Source organism: Deltaproteobacteria bacterium (assembly GCA_005879535.1).
Classification (GTDB): Bacteria; Myxococcota; Myxococcia; order Myxococcales; family 40CM-4-68-19; genus 40CM-4-68-19.
In genome coordinates, this window is sequence record VBKI01000074.1 from 1 (window position 1) to 22,774 (window position 22,774).

The 22,774-nt window shown below is 67.0% G+C and carries 15 protein-coding genes and 2 pseudogenes; 4 read left to right on the forward strand and 13 right to left on the reverse strand.

Annotated elements, in window-relative coordinates:
* Positions 1-31 precede the first annotated feature (31 nt).
* Positions 32-1,519: a glutamate synthase subunit beta gene (locus E6J58_17115; protein TMB35071.1), complete on the reverse strand. Its 1,488-nt coding sequence runs from the start codon at positions 1,517-1,519 to the stop codon at positions 32-34.
* Positions 1,520-6,079 (reverse strand): annotated as a pseudogene (gene gltB, locus E6J58_17120) (glutamate synthase large subunit). It abuts the gene before it with no gap.
* A 295-nt stretch (positions 6,080-6,374) separates the two neighbouring features.
* Between gltB and E6J58_17125 the strand changes: the two are divergent.
* Positions 6,375-7,817 (forward strand): exo-alpha-sialidase, encoded by a 1,443-nt coding sequence (locus E6J58_17125; GenBank protein ID TMB35072.1) that lies wholly within the window; start codon positions 6,375-6,377, stop codon positions 7,815-7,817.
* A gap of 11 nt (positions 7,818-7,828) precedes the next feature.
* Here the strand turns inward: E6J58_17125 and E6J58_17130 are convergent, their stop codons facing one another.
* The 6 genes from E6J58_17130 to E6J58_17155 form a co-directional block, all read right to left on the reverse strand.
* On the reverse strand, positions 7,829-8,812 hold the full coding sequence (locus E6J58_17130) for a 2-dehydropantoate 2-reductase (GenBank protein ID TMB35073.1): 984 nt from the start codon (positions 8,810-8,812) through the stop codon (positions 7,829-7,831).
* Positions 8,809-10,341 (reverse strand): AMP-dependent synthetase, encoded by a 1,533-nt coding sequence (locus E6J58_17135; GenBank protein TMB35074.1) that lies wholly within the window; start codon positions 10,339-10,341, stop codon positions 8,809-8,811. Before E6J58_17135 ends, E6J58_17130 begins: the two co-directional genes overlap by 4 nt.
* 13 nt (positions 10,342-10,354) lie before the next feature.
* The gene (locus tag E6J58_17140) at positions 10,355-11,443 is read right to left on the reverse strand and encodes an enoyl-CoA hydratase/isomerase family protein (GenBank protein ID TMB35075.1); all 1,089 of its coding nucleotides are present in this window, start codon (positions 11,441-11,443) and stop codon (positions 10,355-10,357) included.
* Positions 11,443-12,516: an alpha/beta fold hydrolase gene (locus tag E6J58_17145; GenBank protein TMB35076.1), complete on the reverse strand. Its 1,074-nt coding sequence runs from the start codon at positions 12,514-12,516 to the stop codon at positions 11,443-11,445. Before E6J58_17145 ends, E6J58_17140 begins: the two co-directional genes overlap by 1 nt.
* A gap of 2 nt (positions 12,517-12,518) precedes the next feature.
* Positions 12,519-12,926, reverse strand: coding sequence for a hypothetical protein (locus E6J58_17150; GenBank protein TMB35077.1), 408 nt, complete (start codon positions 12,924-12,926; stop codon positions 12,519-12,521).
* Between the two features lie 124 nt (positions 12,927-13,050).
* Complete coding sequence (locus tag E6J58_17155; GenBank protein ID TMB35078.1) at positions 13,051-13,308, reverse strand: hypothetical protein; 258 nt, start codon at positions 13,306-13,308, stop codon at positions 13,051-13,053.
* Positions 13,309-13,460: 152 nt separating this feature from the next.
* Here E6J58_17155 and E6J58_17160 point away from each other — a divergent pair, with 152 nt between their 5' ends.
* Positions 13,461-14,297, forward strand: a complete 837-nt coding sequence (locus E6J58_17160) for an alpha/beta hydrolase (GenBank protein TMB35079.1) — start codon at positions 13,461-13,463, stop codon at positions 14,295-14,297.
* Here the strand turns inward: E6J58_17160 and E6J58_17165 are convergent.
* Genes E6J58_17165 through E6J58_17185 form a run of 5 tightly spaced genes read right to left on the reverse strand, consistent with a single transcriptional unit; the run spans position 14,287 to position 20,137 of the window.
* Positions 14,287-15,609 carry an MFS transporter gene (locus E6J58_17165; GenBank protein TMB35080.1) on the reverse strand — a complete coding sequence of 441 codons (1,323 nt, stop codon included), beginning with the start codon at positions 15,607-15,609 and terminating at the stop codon, positions 14,287-14,289. The genes E6J58_17160 and E6J58_17165 overlap by 11 nt on opposite strands.
* A 13-nt stretch (positions 15,610-15,622) precedes the next feature.
* Positions 15,623-17,311 (reverse strand): methylmalonyl-CoA mutase, encoded by a 1,689-nt coding sequence (locus tag E6J58_17170; GenBank protein ID TMB35081.1) that lies wholly within the window; start codon positions 17,309-17,311, stop codon positions 15,623-15,625.
* A gap of 3 nt (positions 17,312-17,314) precedes the next feature.
* Positions 17,315-18,271 carry a methylmalonyl Co-A mutase-associated GTPase MeaB gene (gene meaB / locus E6J58_17175; protein ID TMB35082.1) on the reverse strand — a complete coding sequence of 319 codons (957 nt, stop codon included), beginning with the start codon at positions 18,269-18,271 and terminating at the stop codon, positions 17,315-17,317.
* A complete protein-coding gene (locus E6J58_17180; protein TMB35100.1) occupies positions 18,268-19,704 on the reverse strand; it encodes a phenylacetate--CoA ligase in 1,437 nt (478 codons plus the stop codon). Before E6J58_17180 ends, meaB begins: the two co-directional genes overlap by 4 nt.
* 25 nt (positions 19,705-19,729) lie before the next feature.
* Positions 19,730-20,137, reverse strand: coding sequence for a cobalamin B12-binding domain-containing protein (locus tag E6J58_17185; GenBank protein ID TMB35083.1), 408 nt, complete (start codon positions 20,135-20,137; stop codon positions 19,730-19,732).
* Between the two features lie 156 nt (positions 20,138-20,293).
* On the opposite strand from E6J58_17185, the gene E6J58_17190 reads away from it, so the two are divergent.
* Positions 20,294-21,049 (forward strand): GntR family transcriptional regulator, encoded by a 756-nt coding sequence (locus E6J58_17190; protein TMB35084.1) that lies wholly within the window; start codon positions 20,294-20,296, stop codon positions 21,047-21,049.
* Positions 21,050-21,072: 23 nt separating this feature from the next.
* A pseudogene (locus E6J58_17195) lies at positions 21,073-22,773 on the forward strand (thiamine pyrophosphate-binding protein).
* Position 22,774 lies beyond the last annotated feature (1 nt).

Below are 22,774 nucleotides of genomic sequence, written 5' to 3' on the forward strand. Positions count from 1 at the left end.
GCGGTCGACCAAATTCTGACTGCAGCACTGCCTACGGCGGCAGGACCGTTTCGCCGTACGACAGGTACCGATCGACGTGTTGCGCTGCGGATCGACCTTCCTTGATCGCCCACACCACCAATGACTGCCCGCGAGACATGTCTCCTGCCGCGAACACGCCGGGAACGCTGGTCATCCGGGTCTGGTCGGTCCAGACGTTGCCCTTCTCGTCCAGCTTCACCCCGAGCTGCTGCAGGAGCGGCTTCTCCGGCCCGATGAAGCCCATGGCGAGCAGAACCAGGTCCGCGGGGATCACCCGATCCGTGCCCGGAATCTCCCGCGGTCCGAACCGGCCATCCGGAGTCTTCACCCACTCCACGTCGACCAGCAACAGCTCCTGTACGTTCCGCTTCTCGTCCGCCAGGAACCGCTTCGTCATGACGGAGTAGACGCGCGGGTCCTTCCCCCACATCGCCTTGGCCTCATCCTGCCCGTAATCGAGCCGGTAGATCTTCGGCCACTGCGGCCATGGATTGTCGGGCTGCCGCACCTCGGGCGGCCGCGGCAGAATCTCGAGCTGCGTGATGCTCCGCGCGCCGTGCCGCATCGCGGTCCCGACGCAGTCCGTCCCGGTATCGCCGCCGCCGATCACGACGACGTGCTTGCCCTTGGCGGAGGTGTATTTTCCGTCCGCGTGCTTCGAATCGAGCAGCGACTTGCTGTTCGCGGTGAGAAACTCCATCGCCGGATAGATGCCGTTCAGGCTTCTTCCTTCGACGGGCAAATCGCGCGCCTGTGTCGCGCCGCCGCAGAGCACCACCGCCTCGTAGTCGCGCAGCAGCTGGTCGGCCGGCAGGTCCTTGCCGACCTCCACCCCCGTGACGAACCGCACGCCCTCCTCCTCCATCAACCCAACCCGCCGGTCCACCAGACGCTTGTCGAGCTTCATGTTCGGGATGCCGTACATGAGCAAGCCGCCGATGCGGTCGCTGCGCTCGAACACGGTCACCTCGTGCCCGGCGCGATTGAGCTGTGCCGCCGCCGCGAGACCCGCCGGGCCCGATCCCACCACCGCGACCCGCTTGCCGGTGCGAACCGGGGGCGGCTGCGGCTGCACCCACCCCTCCGCGAAGGCACGGTCCGCGATGGCCTCCTCGATCATCTTGATGTTCACCGCCGGCAGATCGATCGCCACCGTGCAGCTCCCCTCGCACGGCGCCGGACAGACCCTGCCCGTGAACTCGGGGAAGTTGTTGGTCTTCGCGAGCCGGATCCAGGCCTCTTTCCACTGCCCGCGCCAGACCAGGTCGTTCCACTCGGGGATGAAGTTGTTCACCGGGCATCCCGACGCCATTCCGTCGAACAGCTTCCCCGTGTGACAGAAGGGAACCGCGCAGTCCATGCACCGGCCGGCCTGCTCGCGCAGCGTCTCCTCCGCGAGCGGGAAGTGCATTTCCTCCCAGTCGCGGATGCGCTCGAGATGCGGGCGCTCGTGGACCGGCTCGCGGGCGTAGTCGAGGAATCCCGTCGGCTTGCCCATCTAGTTGCCGCCCACCCGCGCTTCGTCCCGCGCGTTCGCTTCGAATGCCGCCATCTCCGCCTGCTCCGCCGAAAGACCCTGCGCGCGGAACTTCTCCTGCGCGTCGAGCATCCGCCGGTAGTCGTTGGGCAGCACGCGGACGATCTTCGCCGCGTTTTCTCCCCAGCGCTCCAGCACCCTGCGGGCCAGCGCGCTCCCGGTGAAGTCGCGGTGCCGCTCGATCATTCTTCGAACCACCGTCAGCTCCGACTCGGTGGCGGCACCGAGCTGGACCATCTGCGGGTTGCAGCGGCTGGCGAAACGGCCGTCGGCATCCAACACGTAAGCGACGCCGCCCGACATCCCGGCTGCGAAGTTCCGCCCGGTAGGACCGAGCACCACCACGCGGCCGCCGGTCATGTACTCGCAGCCGTGGTCGCCCACGGCCTCGACTACCGCATCGATCCCGGAGTTGCGCACGCAGAACCGCTCGCCGGCGACGCCGCGGATGTACGCTTCTCCCGACGTGGCGCCGTAGAACGCGACGTTGCCGATGATGATGTTCTCCTCCGGCACGAATCGCGCGCCCTCGGGCGGGAAGACGATGATGCGTCCGCCGCTCAGGCCCTTGCCGATGTAGTCGTTCGCGTCGCCCTCGAGCAGAAGAGTCATCCCGCGAGGGATGAACGCGCCGAACGACTGGCCCGCGGAGCCCTTGAAATGAAAGTGGATGGTGTCGTCGGGCAAGCCCTCGGGCCCGTAACGCCGCGTCACCTCGCTCCCGGTCATCGTACCGACCACGCGGTTGGTGTTGCGGATGGGCAGCATGGCGCGCACCGGCGTCTTCGCGTCCAGCGCTGGCTTCGCCAGCTCCAGCAGTGTCGTTCCGTCGAGCGACTTCTCCAGAGCGTGGTCCTGCGGCTGCCGGCAGGTGCGGCCGTAATGCTTGGGGACCGTGGGCTTGAAGAGGATCCGGCTGAAGTCGACGTTCCGCGCCTTCCAGTGATCGACCGCTCGGCGCATCTCGATGCGCTCCGACCGCCCGACCATCTCCTCGACGGTGCGGAAGCCCAGCTCCGCCATGTACTCGCGCACTTCCTGGGCGATGAAGCGCATGAAGTTCACCACGTGCTCGGGCTTTCCGGCGAACTTGGCGCGCAGCCGCGGATCCTGGGTGGCGATCCCGACCGGACAGGTATTGAGGTGGCAGGCGCGCATCATGATGCAGCCCAACGCCACCAGCGGGGCGGTGGCGAAGCCGAACTCCTCGGCTAATGCGGCTGCGCAGGTCGTTCAGGACCAGCACTTGATGGGTCTCGGCGAGGCCCAGCTCCCAGGGAATGCCGGCGTGCTTGATCGACGTCAGCGGGGAGGCGCCGGTGCCGCCGTCATGACCGGAGATCAGCACCACGTCGGCGTGCGCCTTGGCGACGCCGGCGGCGATGGTCCCGACCCCCAGCTCCGCCACCAGCTTCACACTGATGCGGGCGTCCCTGTTCGCGTTCTTCAGGTCGTGGATCAGCTCCTTGAGATCCTCGATGGAGTAGATGTCGTGGTGCGGCGGCGGCGAGATCAGTCCCACGCCGGGAGTGGCGTGGCGCACTTTCGCGATCCACGGATAGACCTTGGCGCCAGGAAGCTGGCCCCCTTCCCCGGGCTTGGCGCCGTGCACGATCTTGATCTGCTGCCCGCGGGCGTTGACCAGGTAGTAGTTCGTCACGCCGAAGCTTCCAACTGGTACCGGGCAGGATCCTCGCCGCCTTCGCCGGTATTCGACTTGCCGCCGATGCGGTTCATGGCCACGGCGAGCATCTCGTGCGCTTCCTTGGAGATGGAGCCGTAGCTCATCGCGCCCGTCTTGAAGCGGCGCATGATCGACTCGACCGGCTCGACCTCGTCGAGGCGCACCGGCTTGGTGGCGGTGCGGAAGTCCATCAAGCCGCGCAGCGTGCAGAGCTGCTTCGACTGATCGTCGACCAGCGCCGAGTACTCCTGGAAGGCGCGGTAGCTTCCCGTCCGGCAGGCGTGCTGCAGCTTGTGGATGGTCTCCGGATTCACCAGGTGGAACTCGCCTCCGGAGCGGTACTGGTACTCGCCGCCCGCGGGGAGGCTGGTGTGCACGATGGGCCGCTTGGGCGGAAAGCCGCGCTCGTGGCGCATCCGCGCTTCCTTGGCGACGACGTCGATGCCGACTCCGCCCACGCGCGACGCCGTCCAGGTGAAGTACTCGTCGACGAAGTCCTGCGAGAGCCCGATCGCCTCGAAGACCTGCGCGCCGTGGTAGCTCTGCACGGTGCTGATCCCCATCTTGGAGATCACCTTCACCATCCCCTTGGCGACCGCCTTCAGGTACTTCTTCTCCGCGTCGGCGGCGGGACCCGGGATCAGGCCCTGCTTCACCTGATCGTGCACGGTCTCCATCGCCAGGTACGGGTTCACCGCGCTGGCGCCGTACCCGATGAGCAGCGCGAAGTGATGCACCTCGCGCGGCTCCCCGCTCTCCACGATCAACGAGCAGCGCGTCCGCGTTCCCTCGCGGATCAGGTGGTGGTGCAGCGCGGACACCGCCAGCAGCGAGGGAATCGGCGCCGCCTCCGCGTCGTGGCCGCGATCCGAGAGCACCAGCAGATTGAACCCTTCCGCGACGCACTCGGAAGCCTTCCAGCGCAGGTCCTCGAGCGCGCTGCGCAGCGCCGCTCCGTCGCCGCTGGGCTTGAACAGGGTGGGAAGCTTGACCGCCTTGAACCCGTGCGTCCCAGGGCCGCCGTCGAGCGCGCGGATCCTCGCCAGCTCGTCGTTGGTGAGGATGGGAGAAGGCAGCGCGAGCTGGCGGCACGACTCCGGCCCGGGCTCTAGCAGATTGCCCTCGGGTCCGATCGACGTCTCCGACGACATGATGATCTCTTCGCGGATCGCGTCGACGGGCGGATTGGTGACCTGCGCGAAGAGCTGCTTGAAGTAGTTGAAGAGGAGTTGCGGTCGCTCGGACAACACGGCGAGTGGCGTGTCGGTCCCCATCGAACCCACGGCCTCGTTGCCCGTGGTCGCCATGGGCGTGATCAAGAGCTTCACGTCCTCGGACGTGTACCCGAAGACCTCCTGCCGGCGAATGACGGTCTCGCGATCGGGATGGATCGGTCGCACCGGCGTCGGCAGATCCTGGATGCGGACCATCGATTTGCGCAGCCATTCGCCGTAGGGCGCCTGCCGCGCGATACGCTCCTTGAGCTCCTCGTCGGAGACGATGCGCTGCTGCTCGGTGTCGACGAGGAAGATGCGGCCCGGCGGCAGCCGCCCCTTCTCCAGCACTTTCTCGGCGGGGATGTCGAGGACGCCGACTTCGGAGGACATCACCACCAGGTCGTCGGTCGTGACGTAGTAACGCGAGGGCCGCAGGCCATTGCGATCGAGCACGGCGCCCACGCGAACGCCGTCGGTGAATGCGATGGAAGCCGGCCCGTCCCAGGGCTCCATCAGGCATGAATGGAACTCGTAGAACGCCTTCCGTTCGGCGCTCATCGTCTCGTCCCGCACGTACGGCTCGGGCACCATCATCATCATCGCGTGCGGCAGCTCGCGGCCGGCGAGCGTGAGCAGCTCGAGGACGTTGTCGAACATCGCCGAGTCGGAACCCTCGGTGTCGACGACGGTGAGGATCTTCTTCAGGTCGCTGCCAAAGAGCCGGGACTGCATCATCGACTGGCGCGCGTGCATCCAGTTGATGTTGCCGCGGAGCGTGTTGATCTCGCCGTTGTGCGAGATGTACCGATACGGGTGCGCTCGCCCCCAGGAAGGGAACGTGTTGGTGGAGAACCGCGAGTGCACCATCGAGATGGCCGACGAGACGGCGGAATCCTGCAGGTCCAGATAGAACCGCCGCAACTGCCCGGCGTTGAGCATCCCCTTGTAGACGATGGTCTTGGAGCTGAGGCTGGGAATGTAGAAGTAGCCGCGTCCAGGGATGGCGGACCGCGAGACCTTCTTCTCCAGGAGCCGCCGGATCACGTACAGCTTGCGCTCGAACGCCGCATCGGCCTCCGATGCTCCGCGCGTTCGCGCTCCGCCCGTCGCCGGCGAAGCCGGCTCCTCCTCGATGTCCGCGGCGCGCCCGATGAAGACTTGCCTGATCACCGGCTGGCTCGCCTTCGCCGACCCCCCGAGCGTCGAGTTGTCGGTCGGGACGTCGCGCCAGCCGAGGAGCTGCTGGCCCTCGTCGCGGATGGTCTCGTCGAACAGCCGGTAGATGGCCTCGCGGCCCGGCTCGCTGGGAGGCAGGAACACCATCCCGACGCCGTACCTGCCGCGCCCCGGCAACCCAAGACCGAGCTTGCCGCATTCCGCGGCCAGGAAGGCGTGCGGCGTCTGCAGCAGGATGCCGGCGCCGTCGCCGGTCTCCTTCTCCGCTCCCGTCGCGCCGCGGTGCTCGAGGTTGCAGAGGACCTCGAGCGACTTCACGACGATGTCGTGCGAAGGCCGGCCCTTGATGTCGACGACGAACCCGAAGCCACACGAGTCGTGCTCGAGCGCCGGATCGTACAGGCCTTGCGCGGGAGGAAGCCCTGCTTCTGCTGCCATGTTCATCCCTTGTACGGGGCATCGGAAACCCCGAAATTCATAGTTCAACGCAGCGGGGCGCTGAACGCAACGTGATTCTGCCGCGCTGCGGCAATGCCCCCGCGAGACTCAGACAAAAACGTCGGAATCACCGGCCGCTGAACGGTGCAGTGACCGCCGATGTGGCGGCGTCAGCCGTCCCGATGCGGCGGAACGAGCCGTCCAGCTTCTCGCGCCCGAGCAGCGCCCGGTCAACCCCTTGCGCTTGCATCCAGGTAGCCAGCCGTGCTTTTTCCTGCAGCCCCATCCTTGGAGAATTCGCATGCCCCGCCGCATTGCGCTCGCGTTCGTCGTCGCCGCCGTGGCCTGCTCGGGAGACCTCCCGTCGCTCTCGACGCAGCAGGAGGACATCACCGTCTCGAAGGTCGTGGACGTCAGCCAGGACGAGCTGTCGGAGAACGAGACGCCCATCGCCGTCAATCCGACCGATCCGCAGAACCTCATCACCGGCGCGAACGATTGGAACTACAACGACGGCTGCGCGATGAACGCGAGCTTCGACGGCGGTAAGAGCTGGACGCCGGCGCTGCCCAACGGCTACTTGCCTGGGGTGACGAAGTTCACCAACGACCCCGCGGTGCCAGGAACGGGCATGTACGACGCGGGCGGAGACCCGCAGATCGCCTTTGGCCCCGACGGAACCGCCTACTACGTCTGCCAGGCCTTCAATTTCTTCCCGCCGTTTGAAATTGCGCTGCTCGTCTCGCGCTCCTCCGACGGCGGCAGGACTTGGCTGGACGGCGTCAGCGAGAAGCTCGCCAAGGTGAACGCCTGGCAGGGCAACGGCAAGGAGAAGGGCTCAAACGGTCAGTTCGCCGACCACGAGTCCATCCATGTGGATACGCATCCGGGCAGCCCGTACTACGGGTCGGTCTACGTGACCTGGGTGCAGTTCAACGGCAACGTGCACTCGCCGGTCTATGTCTCGTACTCGCGCGACGGCGCACGGAACTTCACTGCGCCGATCAAGGTGACCTCTGGCAACATCCGGAACAACCAGGATGCGCGCATGGTCTCCGCGCCCGATGGCACCCTCCATCTCACTTTCGACAACGGCCTGCAGGGCCACAAGGGACTCGCGTTCTTCACAACCAGGTCGACCGACGGAGGCAACACCTGGAGCGATGCGGTGGAATTCGCGCTCCTGGCGAATCCGGTCTGCACCTTCCCGCCGTACTGCTTCAACATCGCCGGGCTGCCCTTCCGGTCGGGCGGAACGTACGCGGCCCCCGCCTTCGATCCGGTGCGCAATCGACTGGTAGCGATCTGGCCCGACATCGTCGGACAGTACGCGCAGATCTACATGTCGTGGGCGCCGGCGAGCGATCTGAGCCGCTGGTCGACCCCGGTGGCCATCGCGCCAGCCGCGGGTGACAGATTCCAGAACGAGCTCACCATCGCCCCCAACGGCCGCTACGACGTGTCGTTCTACGACCGCAGCTACACGAAGAATGCGCAGGTGGACGTCACCTACGCGCAGAGCCTCGACGCCGGCGTCACGTGGGCGACGCGCAGGGTGTCTCAGAAGAGCTTCGATCCCGGGGTTTGGGGCGTGCCCAGCTCGAACGCGCAGGGTTTCCGGCCGTTCATCGGCGACTACAACGGGCAGTACTCGACGAACTCGTCCGTCGGCATCGCGTGGACCGGAGTGTCGGCGCCAGCGCCGCTGAACCTGGACATCGATTTCGCGGCGGTCACGCCTTGATTTGAGTCCCGTCACGCCGACGGCGACGCTGCGGCGCGCGCAAGCTGGCGCACGAGCGCGAGCACCGACTCGCACGTCGGCACCGGGACTGCGGTCAGGCGCGCCATCTCGACTACCGCCCCCAAGAGGGCGTCGATCTCCATGGGCCGCCCGCGCTCCAGGTCCACCAGCGTTGACGGCTTGTGAGACCCGACCTCCGCCGCCCCCGCGATCCGCGCGTCGACGTCCAGCGGAAGCTTCACGCCGACCTTCTCGGCGACGCCCTGCGCTTCCACCATCATCGTCCGCGCCAGCGCCCGGGTCTCGGGGTTGGCGATCACGGCATCGAGCGGCGACCGCGTGAGCGCGCAGATCATGTTGAACGAGAGGTTCCCCCAGAGCTTCACCCACAGGTTCTCGCGAATGCGCGGCCGCACCGGCGCCCGCAGACCCGCCTTGATCATGAGCTGCGAGAACACCTGCGCCCGCTCGCTCTTCGAGCCGTCGGGCTCGCCGAGATCGAATCGGTTCGAATAGGTGTGCTCGATCACGCCGGGCGCGACCAGGTCGGTCGCAGGGTAGACGATGCAGCCGACGACGCGCGGCGGCGGCAACAGGTCCCAGAGCTTTCCGTCCGGATCGACGCTCTGCAGGCGCGTGTTCTCGTACCGCCCGCCCGATTTGTAGAAGTACCACCAGGGGACGCCGTTGATCGCCGGCACCAAGGTGGTTTGCTTGCCGATCAGGTGCTGGATCGAGGGCGCAGCCGCCGGCAGCGAGTGCGCCTTCACCGCGATGACGACGAAGTCCTGCGCTCCGAGCTCGCGGGCGTCGTCGGTGCACCGCGGTCGCACGACGATGGTCTCGCCGCCGCTGCGGAGGGTCAGCCCATTCGCCTTCATCGCCGCCAGATGCGGACCGCGTGCGACGCAGCTCACGTCCGCCTCGCCGGCGCTCGCCAACTTCGCCGCCACGTAGCCGCCGATGGCGCCGGCGCCAAAGACGCAGACGTTCATTTGTCGAGCCCCAGCTTTGCCGCCAGCCCGATCCGCTGCAGCTTTCCCGTCGGTCCGCGCGGCAGCTCGGTGACGAAGACGATCTTGTGCGGCACCTTGTAATGGGCGAGGTGCTTTCCGGCGAATTCCCGCAGCTCACGCTCGGTGGCCGTCTTCCCTTCCTTCAGCACCACCGCGGCCGCCACTTCCTCGCCCAGGTTCTCCTGCGGCATCCCGAACGTGAGCGCGAGTTGGACCGAGGGATGGTCCATCAGCACGACGTCGACCTCCAGCGGCGAAACCTTCTCGCCTCCGCGGTTGATCATCTCCTTCAGGCGACCGATGATCCGCAGATACCCGTCCTCGTCGAGCGAGCCTTGGTCGCCCGTGCGGAACCAGCCGTTGACGAATGCCTTGGCGTTCGCTTCCGGGTTGTTGACGTAGCCGCGGGTGACGTTGGGACCGCGCACCACGATCTCGCCGCCCGCGCCCTGGGGAAGCAACGTGCCGGCATCGTCCATGATGCCGACCTCCGGGCCGGCGGCAATGCCGACCGAGCCGGGCTTGCGCGGCCGCGGAGGCAGTGGATTGGAGGCCATCTGGTGAGACGCCTCGGTCATTCCATACGCCTCGATCACCGGCGCCTGGAACGCCGCCTCCAGCTCCGCCATCAGGCGAGGGCGCAGCGAGGCCGACGACGAGCGGAGCAACCGCAGCCGCCGGCGAGCGAGGATCTCCTTGTTCCGCTCGGCGCGGCCGAGGATCGCGCGATGCATGGTGGGAACGCCAGTGGTCCAGGTGGGGTGAATCTCCTCGACCCAGTGGAAGAAACGCAGCGCATTGAACCCCGGGGTCACGAACACCTGCGCTCCCGCGGAGAGCGACGACAGCACACCCGCCACCAGCCCGTGGATGTGGAAGAGCGGCATGATCTGCAGGCAAGTGTCGTCCGGCGTCAGCGCGAGCGCGGCGGCGATGTGCCTCGCCGAGGCGCTCAAATTCGACTGCGTGAGCGGGACGAGCTTCGGGCGAGCTGTGGTTCCGCTGGTGTGCAGCAAAAGCGCGATGTCCTCACCCTTCCCGGTGCCCGGCGACTTCGCCTTTCCACGCAACGTCGGGGGAGCCTCCAGCCGGAAGGCCCCCGCGCCCTTTGCAGGCTCCGGATGCAGCTCGACGACGGGGATGGAGAGCTTCGCCGCCACCTTTCGCGCTGGCGAGTCCACGCCGGCCTCGACCACGAGGGCCTTCGGGCTCAGGTCGCCCAGGTAGAAGTCGAGCTCGTCCTCGCGGTAGCCGGGATTCAACGGCGCCGTCGCGACTCCCGTGGCGAGGCACGGGAAGGCAGCGGCCATTTCCGGCCCGTTGCGCAGGACCATCGCGACGCGGTCGCCGCGTCCGATTCCCATCGCGTTGACGGCGTCGATGGTGCGCGCCGCCAGCTCGCGCAAGGCGTGCCAGGTCAGCGGCTTCGAAGAATCGGGCGCGCTGATGGCGCTCGATCCGGCGGCGCCCCGCGAGAGCTGCGTCAGAATGGCGTCGGGATCCTGCACGGTGTCGCGTCTATCACGGACGCGCCTCCCCAGCGTGCATCGGTTCGCCGGATCCGTCCACCTCGAAGCGCAACTCGCGATCGCCGAGGTTCTCGAAATGGCTCTCGACTTCCGCCTCGCTGACGTCGGCGAGCGACGAATGCCGCCACCTGGGCTTCTGGTCCTTGTCGATCAAGACGGCGCGCACGCCTTCGTAGAAGTCCGGGCCGGCGATCACGTGCATCATCGCGCGGTACTCGAGCGTCAACGCGTCTTCGATCTCGAGAGCCGAGCCCTCCTGATTGACGCGCAATGCGAGCTTGAGGCTGAGCGGCGAGGCGCGATCCATCGCCGAGAGCGCGTCCTTTGCCCACTGCGAATCCTCGCTCCGCAGCGCGGAGACGATCGCCTCGACCGTGTCGTGCCGGAAGCAGCGATCGATCGCCGGCCGCAGCGCCGCCAGCCTCGATCTTCCCGGATCGGCGGCGAATCGCGCCACCACGGCGCCGACGTCCGCCGACTCAGTCGCCAACGCCTCGGCGAGCCCGGCGAACCGCGCTTGCGGCACGAAATGCCGCGCCAGCCCAAGGGACATCGCGTCCGCGGCATCCGCGCGCGCGCCGGTGAGCGAGAGAAAGAGACCGATCTTTCCGGGCGTACGGCCGAGGAACCGGGTGGCAGCGACGTCCGGAAACGACCCGATGAAGACCTCCGGCATGGCGAATACGGTGGTCTCCGAGGCGACGCAGTGTGAGCCGTTCACCGAGAGACCCGCTCCGCCGCCCATGGTGATTCCGTGCGTCAGCGCAACCCATGGTTTGCGGAAGCGGTGGATGCGCCGCATCAGGTGAAACTCTTCGCGGAAAAGCTCCGTCTTGTAGTCGCCGGGCCCAGGCGGATGATGGCGTGAGGCGTGCACGGCGCGCACGTCGCCGCCGGCGCAGAACGCGCGTCCTTCGCCGCGCAGCATCACCGCGTGCACGGAGCGATCCGACTCCCAGGCGGCGATTTGCCGATCGAGCGAACGGACCATCTCCAGCGTCAGCGCGTTGAGCGCTTTCGGCCGGTTCAGCGTGGCGACGCCGAGCCGGCGCCGCTGTTCGAACTGGACGCTGTCGATCATCAGTCGGACCGTGCTGCAATCCACGATTCGACCTTGGGCCACGTCCCCTTCGACGCCCCGCTGCCGGCCATCACGCCGATGTGACCACCCGGGACCTTCAGCTCCGTCTTGTCCAGGCTCCCCACCTTGTCGAGCAGCCGCGCAGACTGGCATGGCGGCGTGATGTGGTCGTCGACGGCGATGACGTTGAGGAGGTTCGCCCGCAGGTCGTTCAGATCGACCTTCTCGCCGCGGATGGTGAGCGTACCGTTCATCAGCTTGTTGCCGCGATAGAAGTCGACGATGAACTGGCGGTAGGCGCCGCCCGCGAGCGGGATGGCGTCGTTCACCCAGGTGTTCATGGCGTGCCAGGACTCGACCACCTTCGGGTTGTCGAGGTTGTCCAGCAGCCGCACGTAGCCGCCGACGAAGTTCTCCACCGGCTTCAGCATCTTGGCGCCGTAATCGATCAGGCCGGCGGGCATGTTCCCGAACGCCTGCAACACGCGATCGACGTCGAAGTACCGCTCCTCGGTCATCCTCGCGAGCGAGATCTGCTCCCTGTCGGTGAAGTCCAGCGGCGCGGTCAGCAGGATCAGGCTCTTCAGCCCCTCTACGTTCCCGCGCAGCGACGCATAGAGCGTGGAGAGCATCGCTCCGATGCACCAGCCAAGCAGGTTGAACGTTTCCGAGCCGGAAACCGCCTTCAGCTTGCGCACCGCGCGGGGGATGTACTCCAGGGCGTAGTCGCCGAGGTTCATCTCCGCGTCTTCGGGACCCGGGACGCCCCAGTCGAGCAGGTAGAGGTCGTATCCCTTGTTCAGCATGTACTCGACGAAGCTGTTTCCCGGGCGCAGGTCGAGGATCGACGAGCGGTTCATCAAGGCGAAGATCAGGAGCAGAGGGATGCGGTGGCGCTCCTCCGCCGGCTTCACAGGCGTGTACCGGTAGAGCGTCGCTTTGTTCAGCGTCCAGATGGCCTGGCGCGGGGTCTGGCCGATGGGTGCTTTGGTCGTGGTGACTTTGACCAGGTTATCGACCATCGTGGAAAACCGATCGAGGAGACCCGGCGAGCTTTCTTGCGTGCCGGCCAAGGTCAAGCCTCCTTGGCGGCGATGGACGACCCGTTGTCAGGCTTCACCTCGCGATCGCGCGCCGCCGGCCCGCGCTGAGGCCGCGGTCCCGCCGACCGTCGAAGCTGCTCGAGAGCGGCGCCGAGATCGTCGAGCGTCATCTCGATGTGCGTGAGCCGCTGGGCGATCCCGAGGACTTCTTCCCGCGAGGGCATGTTCATCTGCGCCAGCAGCGGAGACATTACCGACTCGCTGGCCTTGCGGAAGAGCGCCAGGCCGAGCAGCGCCGGCTTGACGATCATCCCCTGCAGCCGCTGGTACTCGTGCGAGCTGGTGAGGTTGAGCGCCAGTTTCGCCCAGGCGTCCATGACGCCGTCGCGCGCATCCTGCAACAGCTTCTTGACGTCGATCTTCTTCTCGGCCTCGCCCATGTTCGCCTCCGCGATCAGTGATCTAATCCACTGGACAGGGAAAAGGGTACCCCTGCCGGAGGATGGCGGTTGGGTTCTCGAGGCCAGGGTCCGGCCGCCCGTTGGGCGACCGGACCGATACCACTTACGCCTTGGGCGTGAAGAGATCCGCGGCGCTGCGGGTCGCCGCCAGCACCAGCTTCCGCCACTCGCCGCCGATCTGCTCGGCGAAGGCGATCTGCTCGTGCGCGGCGCGGTTCGCGCCCTCCACGAGCTCGTTCATCTGTGCCACGCTCTTGCTCTGCAGCCTGGCGAGCTCGGCAACCGCCGCCTCGAAGCGAGCGGTCTGCTCCGCGATGAGCTTTTCCATCGTGGGAATGGTCTTCTCGGTCTGTTCGGCCATCTTGTCGTTGCTCCGGTATAAGAACGGGTCGTTGCCGGCCCGTTGGTTTTGTGCAGTGCAACATAACGTCTCGCTCTGCGCTGTCAACATGAATTGTGCAGTGCAACGTAAACCCGCGGCGAAGCAGGTGCCTGTAGAGGGAGGGAGGGGCGATGACCCAGGACATTGACCTGGAACTGTCGTCGGGAAGGCTGCACGCCCTGCGGTGGGGCCGCAGAGGGTCTTCGCCCGTGATCTGCATCCCGGGCCTCTCCTCGAATGCGCGCGCCTTCGACGCCATTGCAGCGGCTCTGACGCGGGAGGGGCATGAAGTGGTCGTGCTCGACCTGCGCGGACGCGGTCGCAGGCCGGCGGGCAGCCCCGGGACGCACGGTTGGCGGCGGCACGCCGAGAACGTGCTGGAAACGGCGCGTTTGCTCGAGTTTGCGTCCTTCGATCTCGTCGGCCACTCCATGGGCGCGTTCATCGCCATGCAAGCGGCTGCTTTGCGCGGGGACGGCATCCGGCGGCTGGTGCTGATCGACGGCGTCGGCGTGCCTGAAGCGGCGGCGATTCCACCCCTCCTCGCTGCAGTGCAACGCCTCGAAACCGTGTACCCGAGCCGGGAGGCGTACTGCGCGATGGTCCAGAGCCACGGAACGGCGGTCCCCTGGGACGAGCTCTGGAAGGAACATTTCCTCTACGAGCTCGAGGACGTGCCCTTCGGCGTCAGGCCGCGCACGTCGAAGGCGGCGGTGTTCGAGGACGTCGTCTACGGTTCGCAGCACGATGCAAGGACGTTCTGGCCGTCTCTTGACATGCCCACGCTGCTGGTCCGCGCCGCGCGCCCGCTGACGCCGGGCGGGGGGTCCGTGGTGGGCGCCGCGCTGCGCGACGAATTCATCCGCGCGGTGCCGTCCGCGAAGACGCTCGACGTCGATGCCAACCACTATGGCGTGATGGCGCACCCGGAAGCGCTGCGCGCCATCACTGGCTTTCTCACTTGTTGACGAGCTGGGCCGGCACCCGGAACACGAGCAGGCTCGCGATCGTCATCGAGGCCGCGATCACCCACAGCGCCGGACTGGCGCTGCCGGTCGCGTCCTTGATCCAGCCCACCATGTACGGCGCCACGAAACCGGAGATGTTGCCGACCGAGTTGACGAAGGCGATGCCGGCGGCGGCCGCTGCGCCGCCGAGGAAAGCGCCCGGCAGGTTCCAGAATTGCGACACGGTGGTGCAGACGCCCGCCGCGCCGATCGTCAGGAACAGCATCGAGAGCGCGGTGTTGTGGCTGAAGGCGGTGCTCAGGGCGAGGCCAAGCGCGCCGAGGATGCCCGGCGTGGACAGGTGCCAACGCCGCTCGCGCTTGTCGTCGGAGCGGTGGCTGACCCAGATCATCGCGATGGTGCCAGCGCCGTAAGGGATGGCCGTGAGCAGGCCGACGTTCAGGGCGTCCTTCACGCCGCTGGCCTTGATCAGCGAAGGCAGCCAGAAGCTGACGCCGTAGAGACCCATGAGGAAGAACGCGTAGGTGACGGCGAGCAGCCACACCTTGGGCTCGCTGAACGCGTCCTTCATCGAGTGGTGCTCCTTCTTTCCCGCCTCCTCCTTGACCGCGTTTTGCAGCACCCGCCTCTCTTCCTCGCTCAACCATTTGGCGTGATGGATGTCGTCGGTCAGGTAGAAGAGCGCGACGACGCCGGCGAGGAATGCTGGCAACGCCTCGAGCAGGAACAGCCACTGCCACCCTGCCCAGCCGTTCACGCCTTGGAACGTCTGCATGATCCAGCCGGAAAGCGGGCCGCCGACGACTCCAGAGATGGGAATACCGGTCAGGAAGAACGCCATCACCCGCCCGCGCCTCTGCGCCGGGTACCAGTACGTCAGGTACAGGAGGATGCCCGGGATGAATCCGGCCTCCGCCGCGCCGAGCAGGAAGCGCAGGATGTAGAACGAGGTTGGCGTCCTCACGATCATCATCAGGCCGGCGAGGATGCCCCAGGTGATCATGATGCGGCCGATCCAGACCCGCGCACCGACCCGATACATGATCAGGTTGCTGGGCACCTCGAAGAGGAAGTACCCGATGAAGAAGATGCCGGCGCCGAGGCCGTAGACGGTCTCGCTGAATTTGAGATCGCTGAGCATCTGTAGCTTCGCGAACCCGACGTTCACCCGATCGAGGTACGCGAACACGTAGCAGGCAAAGAGGAACGGCAAGAGCCGCCAGGTCACCTTCGAGTACGCCCTCGCTTCGACGGTGTCGCCCTGCGGCACGATGCCGGGCGCGACGCCGGCGGTGGTCACATTCGTCGCCATGACATCCCTCGCCTCAGTAGACCGGGTTCTCGCGGTAGGTCCCCCACAGCTTCTTCAGCTTCTCGACGATGTCGCCCATGCTGGCGCCCTCCCGCACCAGCTCGATGGTGACGGGCATGATGTTCTGCGACGGGTCCGTCGCCACCTTGACCAGCTGCTCGAGCAGCGCGGACACCTTGGCGTTGTCGCGCTCCTTGCGGATCCGGCGGAGGCGGTTGATCTGACGGTCCGCCGTGGTCTCGTCGTGCGGATGGATCTCGACGTCGAACTTCTCGTCGGGCTCGACGAACGTGTTCACGCCGATCACCGGCTTCTCGCCCGTCTGCTTCTTGATGGCGGTGTCGTAGGCGTAGTCGGCGATGTGCTTCTGGAACCAGCTCTCCTGGATCAGCTTGATGGTCCCGCCGAGCTTGTCCACCTCGTCGATGATCTCGAAGATCTTCTTCTCGTAGTCGTTGGTGAGCGACTCCACGAAGTACGAGCCGCCCAGCGGGTCCACCACGTTGGCGGCGTTCGTCTCCTCGGCGATGATCTGCTGCGTCCGGAGCGCGATCTTCATCGCCTCCTCGGTAGGGATGGCGAAGGCTTCGTCCATGCCGTTGGTGTGGAGGCTCTGCGCGCCGCCCAGCACCGCCGAGAGCGCCTGGAACGCCGTCCGGATGACGTTGATCTTGTACTGCGGCCGGGTCAGGCTGGCGGCCGCCGTCTGGCAATGGAAGCGCAGGCGCATCGACTCGGGGTTCCTGGCGCCGAATCGGTCGCGCATGATTTTGGCGTAGGCGCGGCGCACTGAGCGGAACTTGGCGATCTCCTCGAAGAAGTCGTTCTGGCAGACGAAGAAGAAGGCGAGCCGCGGCGCGAACTCGTCCACGTTCATCCCTGTCTTGGTGACCTCCTCCACGTAGGTGATGAGGTTGCACAGGGTGAACGCGACCTCGTGCAACGGCGAGGATCCAGCCTCGGAGATGTGGTAGCCCGAGATGTTGATCGGGTTGTACCGCTTCATGTTGCGCGCGCAGTACGTGATGCAGTCGCGTACGATCCGCACCGACGGCTCGATGGGGAAGATGTACTCCTTCTGCGCCATGTACTCCTTGAGGATGTCGGCCTGGATCGTCCCCGAGAGCTTGTTCAGATCGAATCCGCGCTTCTCCGCCAGGACCACGTACATGGCGAGGAGGATCCAGGCGCTGGGGTTGATGGTCAGGGAGACGGAGATCTTCTCCAGATCGATCTCGTCGAAGAGCGCCTCCATGTCGGCGACGGTGTCCACCGCGACGCCTTCGCGGCCCACCTCGCCGTCGCTCATCGGATGGTCGGAGTCGTAGCCCATCAGCGTGGGCATGTCGAAGTCGACCGAGAGGCCGGTCTGGCCCTGGGAGATGAGGTACTTGAACCGCTTGTTGGTGTCTTCGCCCGTCCCGAACCCGGCGATCTGCCGCATGGTCCAGAACCGGCTGCGGTACATGGTCGGGTACGGACCGCGCGTGAAGGGGAACCTGCCGGGCAGCCCGACGTCCTCCACCGGCGTTTCCTGCGCGTCGAGCACGGTGTACGTGCGCTTCACCGGGAAGCCGCCGCTCGTATAGAACTGGTCCTTCCGCTCCTTCTGTTTGGCGAGGAACGACTTGACCTCGCGCTGCTCCCACTCCCGGACCTCGTTCTGCACTGCCTGGGGATTTTCCAGCTCGATTTTGCTCATGAGTCAGGCTCCCATTCCTTCGATTAATTTCTCGCCGGCGGCATAGGGATTGATCTCGCGCGATACCAGGCGGTCGGCCATCGCGCTCACGCGACCGGCGCTGCGCTCGTTGAAGCGGATGCGCAGCAGGTCCTCCGCCGTCTTCAGCATGCGGAATTGCGCGATCTTGCGGCTACGCGTGCGGCCGGCTTCCGAGCTGGCAAGGAACGCCTTGTGCTTCTCCAGCGCCGATTCCAGCTCCGCGAATCCCTCGCCCTTCAGCGAGCTGGTGGCGATGACCGGTGGCCGCCAGGCGGCGCTCGCGTCCAGCGAGATGCCGAGCGCGAGCATCTGCTTGAGGTCGCTGATGGTGCTGCGCGCATCGGGTCTGTCGCTCTTGCTCACCACGTGGATGTCCGCGATCTCGAGGATGCCGGCCTTGATCGCCTGGATCTCGTCGCCCAGGCCGGGAGCGGAGACCACGAGCGTCGTGAGAGAGGCGCTGGCGATCTCCACCTCGTCCTGCCCCACGCCCACGGTCTCGATCAGGATGTAGTCGAAGCCGGCCACGTCGAGGATGTCGACGGCGTCGAGGGTGGCGCGCGCCATCCCGCCCAGCGCGCCGCGCGTCGCCATGCTGCGGATGTACACGCCCTCGTCGCCCGCCAGATCGCTCATGCGGATGCGGTCGCCCATGATCGACCCGCCCGAGTACGGGCTGGAGGGATCGATGGCGATGATCCCGATCTTGTGACCTGCCTTGCGCAGGTGCCCGGCCAGGACGGAGACCATCGTCGACTTGCCGCTGCCGGGCACCCCGGTGATGCCGATCACGTGGGCCTTGCCTGCGCGAGAGTACACTTCCCCGAGCGTGTCACGGCACTCCGGATCAGCGGCTTCCGCGCGGCTGAGCAGCCGCGCGATCGCCGCCACGTCGCCCTTGAGCACGCGTGGAAGCAGATCGCGCGAAGGAACCCTCATGGCGGAATGACCTGGTTCTGCAGCTTCTGGTTCAGCTCGCGGAAGACCTCCCGGTCGTCGACCACGCGGCGGGCCTTGAAGTCCGTCCGCGGGAAGGTGCCCGGAGGAACCACTTCCACGCCCGCGCGGAGCCCGAGCATGGTGTGGATCCGCTTCGCTACCGTCTCTTTGAACGCGGCGAGCTTGCCTTGCTTCTCGACCTCGGGCGTCGGCTCGACGCGGAGGAGCAGCTCGTCCATCTTGGCCCCGCTGCGGCTGATGATGATGCGATGCTCGCCGCCGTAGCCCTCGACCTGGTTGAGCGCGGCGTCGATCTCGCTCGGATACACGTTCTCGCCGCGGATGGTGAACATGTCGTCGATGCGGCCGAAGATTCCGTTTGGCAGGCGCGGATAAGTCCGCCCGCACGGGTTCGGCTCGTTGGTCCATTGCGTGAGATCGCCGGAGACCAGCCGGATCATGGGCTGGGAGGTGCGCTCGAGCTGCGTATAGACGGGCGTGCCGCGCTGGCCGTACGGCACGCGGTGGAAGTTGGCCGGATCGCAGACCTCGGTATAGACGACGTCCTGCCAGCAAAGCATCCCGGGCGTCTGTTCCGAGCCACCCACGTTCATCCAGGGCGTGATCTCCGCCATCGAGCCGGAGTCGTAGACCTTGCCGTTGTAGGCCTGCTCGATCCGGTCCTTGACGCCGGGTACCGACGCTCCCGGCTCGCCGGAGAAGAACAGCCGCCTGATCCCGAAATTCTTCGGATCGACGCCCTCCTTCTCCGCCACCTCCGCGAGGTAGAGCGCGAACGAGGGCGTCCCGTAGAACGCCTGCGGCTTCATCGTGTTCATCCACTGCACCGCCCGCGACGACATCCCCGGCGCGCCGGCCCCGAACGGGAACGCCTTGCAGCCCAGCCGCTCGGCACCCGCAAGCGCACCCCAGCTCCCCATGTAGAGGCTGAAGATGGCGGCGACGAAGACCATGTCGCCGGGACGGATGCCCATGCCGTACATGATCCGCGCGTGCGCGTTGGCGATGTTGCGCCAGTCGTCCCGGCCGACGGCGAAGGCGGTGGGACGGCCGGTCGTGCCGGAGGTGCCGTGCACGTGGAAGATCTCCGACTCGGGAATGCAGAGATAGTCGCCGAAGGGCTCCACCCGCTCCTGCGCCTTGCGCAGATCGGTCTTGGTGATCACCGGGCACTTCGACTCGAAGTCCTCCAGCGACCGGATCTGATCCGGGTGAAAGCCCGCCTCATCCCACTTCTTCTTGTAGAACGGCGCCTTCTCGTACGCGTAGCGGCAGAGCTTCTGCAGGCGCTCCACGATGGCGCGCTCGCGGTCGCCCGCGGGCATCGTCTCGCGCGTAGGGAACCAGTACCGGCTGCCCGCTTCCGGGCGGTACGTATCGTCGTAGCGCGGAGGCCACGACCAGTATTCCATCTCGGCCATTGTCGACCCCGTCTGGTTATCGCGCGCCGCGCTCGCGGACGAGACGGCGCACCGTATCGACGATCACGTTCGGGGGCGTATCCTGGAGAAGGATCTCGGCGACCCCCAACTTCTTCAGCGCGACTACGTCCTCGTCGGGGATCACGCCGCCTCCGAGGAGGATGATGTCGTTGACGCCTCGCTCCTTGAGCCGCTTCATGATCCGCGGGAAGGCGGTCATGTGAGCGCCCGAGAGGAGGCTGACGCCGAGCACGTCGACGTCTTCCTGCACGGCGGCGTCCACCACTTCTTCCGGAGTGCGGTGCAGGCCGGTGTAGACCACGTCCATGCCCGCGTCTCGCAAGCAGCGAGCGACGACCCGGACGCCGCGATCGTGGCCGTCCAGGCCGACTTTTGCCATCAGCACGCGAATATTCTCGGCCATTACTGCCTCCGGGCCAGGGGAAGGACAGCCCGCTCGATCGGCGTCCGTATTTCGTATGCGGTGTGCGCTCTTGACATGAGTGTACGCACGTGTCAACCGGTGCGGTAGAACTCGTCTCGCCGAAGCAATTCGCGCAATGGTGCGCACTCCAAACGAATGCGGCACTCGACGGTCCAGACGCTGAGGCCCGGCCCGACGCTCATCGAGCAGGCCTACGAAGCCATCCTCGAAGCGATCTGCGCCGGGCGGCTGGCGGCTGGCGAGCGGCTGAACCAGGACGCCCTCGCCGCCCGCCTGGGCATCTCCCGTCAGCCCGTCGGACAGGCGCTCTCCGTCCTCAAGGCACAGGCTTTCGTGCGTGACACGGGACGCCGCGGTTTGATCGTCGCTCCTTTGGAGCGAGAGTTCTTCCGCGCCATCTACGAGCTCCGCGAGGCGCTCGACTCGTTGGCTGCGAGCCTGGCCGCGCAACGGTGCCGGCGAGGCGATGCGGCGGAGGGGCGCAAGCTGCTCGCCGAAGGCCGTCGCGCCGCCCGGTCGGGCCGTGTCGATGCGCAAATCGAAGCGGACATGCGGTTCCACCTCTGGATCTGCCAGGTGGCGGGAAACCCGCTGCTCTCGGACACGATGCGCCTGTACTGGAGCCACCTGCGCCGGGCGATGAGCGAGGTGCTCCAGCAGCCGGGGCGCCGCCACCAGGTCTGGGATGAGCATGAGGCGCTGCTGAACGGCATCATCAAACGGAATCCCGCTGCAGCAGCCCACCATGCGACGGTGCACGCGCGTGCCGCGAGCAAAAGCATCGTGACGCTGCCCACCGCGGACACGCCGCCGCGTCGCCGGACCGCGCACGGCGGCGACAGGCGCCGGACGAAGCGTGAACGCAGGTCCACAGTCGAGGCTCTGAAGTGAACCCTCCCATTCCATCGGCCAGCTCCGCTGCGGGCGTCGTCGCGCGCTTCCTCAAGGCGCGCGGCGTCGACCGCATCTTCGCCCTCTGCGGCGGACACATCATGCCGGTCTGGATGCGCGCCGACGCCGAGGGCATCCGCATCGTCGACGTGCGCGACGAACGCGCCGCGGTGCACATGGCGCACGCGCATGCCGAGCTGACAGGTACCCTGGGAGTCGCGCTGGTCACCGCAGGACCGGGCGTCACCAACGCGATGACGGGAATCGCGAACGCTCACGTCTCGCGCGCTCCGGTGCTGGTGCTTTCGGGCCTCGTACCGCGGCCGCAGGAGAACCGCGGAGGGCTCCAGGACATGGTGCACACCGACCTGGTCCGGTCGATCACGCGCTATGCGCGCACCGTGCGCGAGGCGGCCCTGGTGCTGCAGGAACTGGACGAGGCGGTGTCGCGCGCCTTCGGGCAGGGGGGAGAGCCCGGTCCGGCCTACGTCGATTTCCCCACCGATACCCTTCGCGGCGAGGTGCCGACGCGTGTCCAGCTCGACGAGCACTTCCGGCCAAAGTCTCCGGCGCTGCTCCTGCCGGATCCGAAGGCGGTCGACGCCGCGGTGGAGCTGCTCTGGTCCGCTCGCCGCCCGCTGCTGATCACCGGCCGCGGGGCTCGCGGCGCCGGGGCGCAGCTTCGGCAACTGCTCGAGAAGGTGCCCGCGGTGTACCTGGACACCGGCGAGAGCCGGGGCCTCGTTCCGGACGAGCACGCTTCGGTCGTCGCCGCGATGCGCGGCACCGTGATGACCGAGGCGGACGTCATCGTCACGGTCGGACGGCGGCTGGACTTCCAGCTCGCGTTCGGGTCTCCCGCCGTGTTCGGCAGCGCCCGTTTTCTCCGCATCGCGGACGTGGCCTCCGAAGTGCGCGACAACCGCCGCGGCGCCGTCGAGCTGTTCGCGAGCCCCGCGGCTGCCCTGAGCGCGATGGTGGACGCGGCCGGCGACCGGCCGCCGTCCGTCGACCGTGAATGGGCAGCCGGCCTGCGCAAGCGGCACCTCGAGCGCGTGGTCAAGCTGCGCGAGACGATGGCGCACGCGCCCGACGGCAGCGACGGACGGATGCATCCCAACCGGTTGCTCGCGGCGCTGCAGGCGAAGCTGCCGCGGGACGCCATCGTGGTCGCTGACGGCGGCGACTTCCTCAGCTTTGCGCGCGTCGGGCTCTCCTCCTCCGCGTACCTCGATCCTGGCCCGTTCGGCTGCATCGGCGTAGGCGTTCCATTCGGAATCGCCGCCAGCCTCGCTTTCCCCGGCCGCCTGGTCCTGGTCGCGACCGGCGACGGGTCGTTCGGCTTCAACGCCATCGAGCTCGATACCGCCGTCAGGCATCGTGCCGCACCGGTCTTCGTGGTGGCGAACAACGGCGCATGGCAGATCGAGGTCCACGATCAGACGTCGACTTATGGCCGCGTCGCCGGCACGAAACTGCAGTTCGCCGATCATGCGGCGATGGCGCGCGCTTTCGGCATGCACGCCGAGCGCGTCGAGCGGGCGGACGATCTGCCGGGCGCGATCGATCGGGCATTCGCGCGGCGGCCCTCGCTGCTCGATGTCGTCGTCACGCCGGAGGCAGTCTCCGCCGACGCCAAATCCGGTCTCGCCTGGGTCCCGGATCTGCAACCGCTCGCCGCCTGGGACGAAGCGGAACGCGCCTGGCGCCAAGGAAGCTCTTGAG

Coding starts and splice junctions, on each gene's coding strand:
- E6J58_17115 (TMB35071.1), bottom strand. CDS start 1,519: ATGGGCAAGCCGACGGGATTCCTCGACTACGCCCGCGAGCCGGTCCAC.
- E6J58_17125 (TMB35072.1), top strand. CDS start 6,375: ATGCCCCGCCGCATTGCGCTCGCGTTCGTCGTCGCCGCCGTGGCCTGC.
- E6J58_17130 (TMB35073.1), bottom strand. CDS start 8,812: ATGAACGTCTGCGTCTTTGGCGCCGGCGCCATCGGCGGCTACGTGGCG.
- E6J58_17140 (TMB35075.1), bottom strand. CDS start 11,443: ATGATCGACAGCGTCCAGTTCGAACAGCGGCGCCGGCTCGGCGTCGCC.
- E6J58_17150 (TMB35077.1), bottom strand. CDS start 12,926: ATGGGCGAGGCCGAGAAGAAGATCGACGTCAAGAAGCTGTTGCAGGAT.
- E6J58_17155 (TMB35078.1), bottom strand. CDS start 13,308: ATGGCCGAACAGACCGAGAAGACCATTCCCACGATGGAAAAGCTCATC.
- E6J58_17160 (TMB35079.1), top strand. CDS start 13,461: ATGACCCAGGACATTGACCTGGAACTGTCGTCGGGAAGGCTGCACGCC.
- E6J58_17165 (TMB35080.1), bottom strand. CDS start 15,609: ATGGCGACGAATGTGACCACCGCCGGCGTCGCGCCCGGCATCGTGCCG.
- E6J58_17170 (TMB35081.1), bottom strand. CDS start 17,311: ATGAGCAAAATCGAGCTGGAAAATCCCCAGGCAGTGCAGAACGAGGTC.
- meaB (TMB35082.1), bottom strand. CDS start 18,271: ATGAGGGTTCCTTCGCGCGATCTGCTTCCACGCGTGCTCAAGGGCGAC.
- E6J58_17180 (TMB35100.1), bottom strand. CDS start 19,704: ATGGAATACTGGTCGTGGCCTCCGCGCTACGACGATACGTACCGCCCG.
- E6J58_17185 (TMB35083.1), bottom strand. CDS start 20,137: ATGGCCGAGAATATTCGCGTGCTGATGGCAAAAGTCGGCCTGGACGGC.
- E6J58_17190 (TMB35084.1), top strand. CDS start 20,294: ATGCGGCACTCGACGGTCCAGACGCTGAGGCCCGGCCCGACGCTCATC.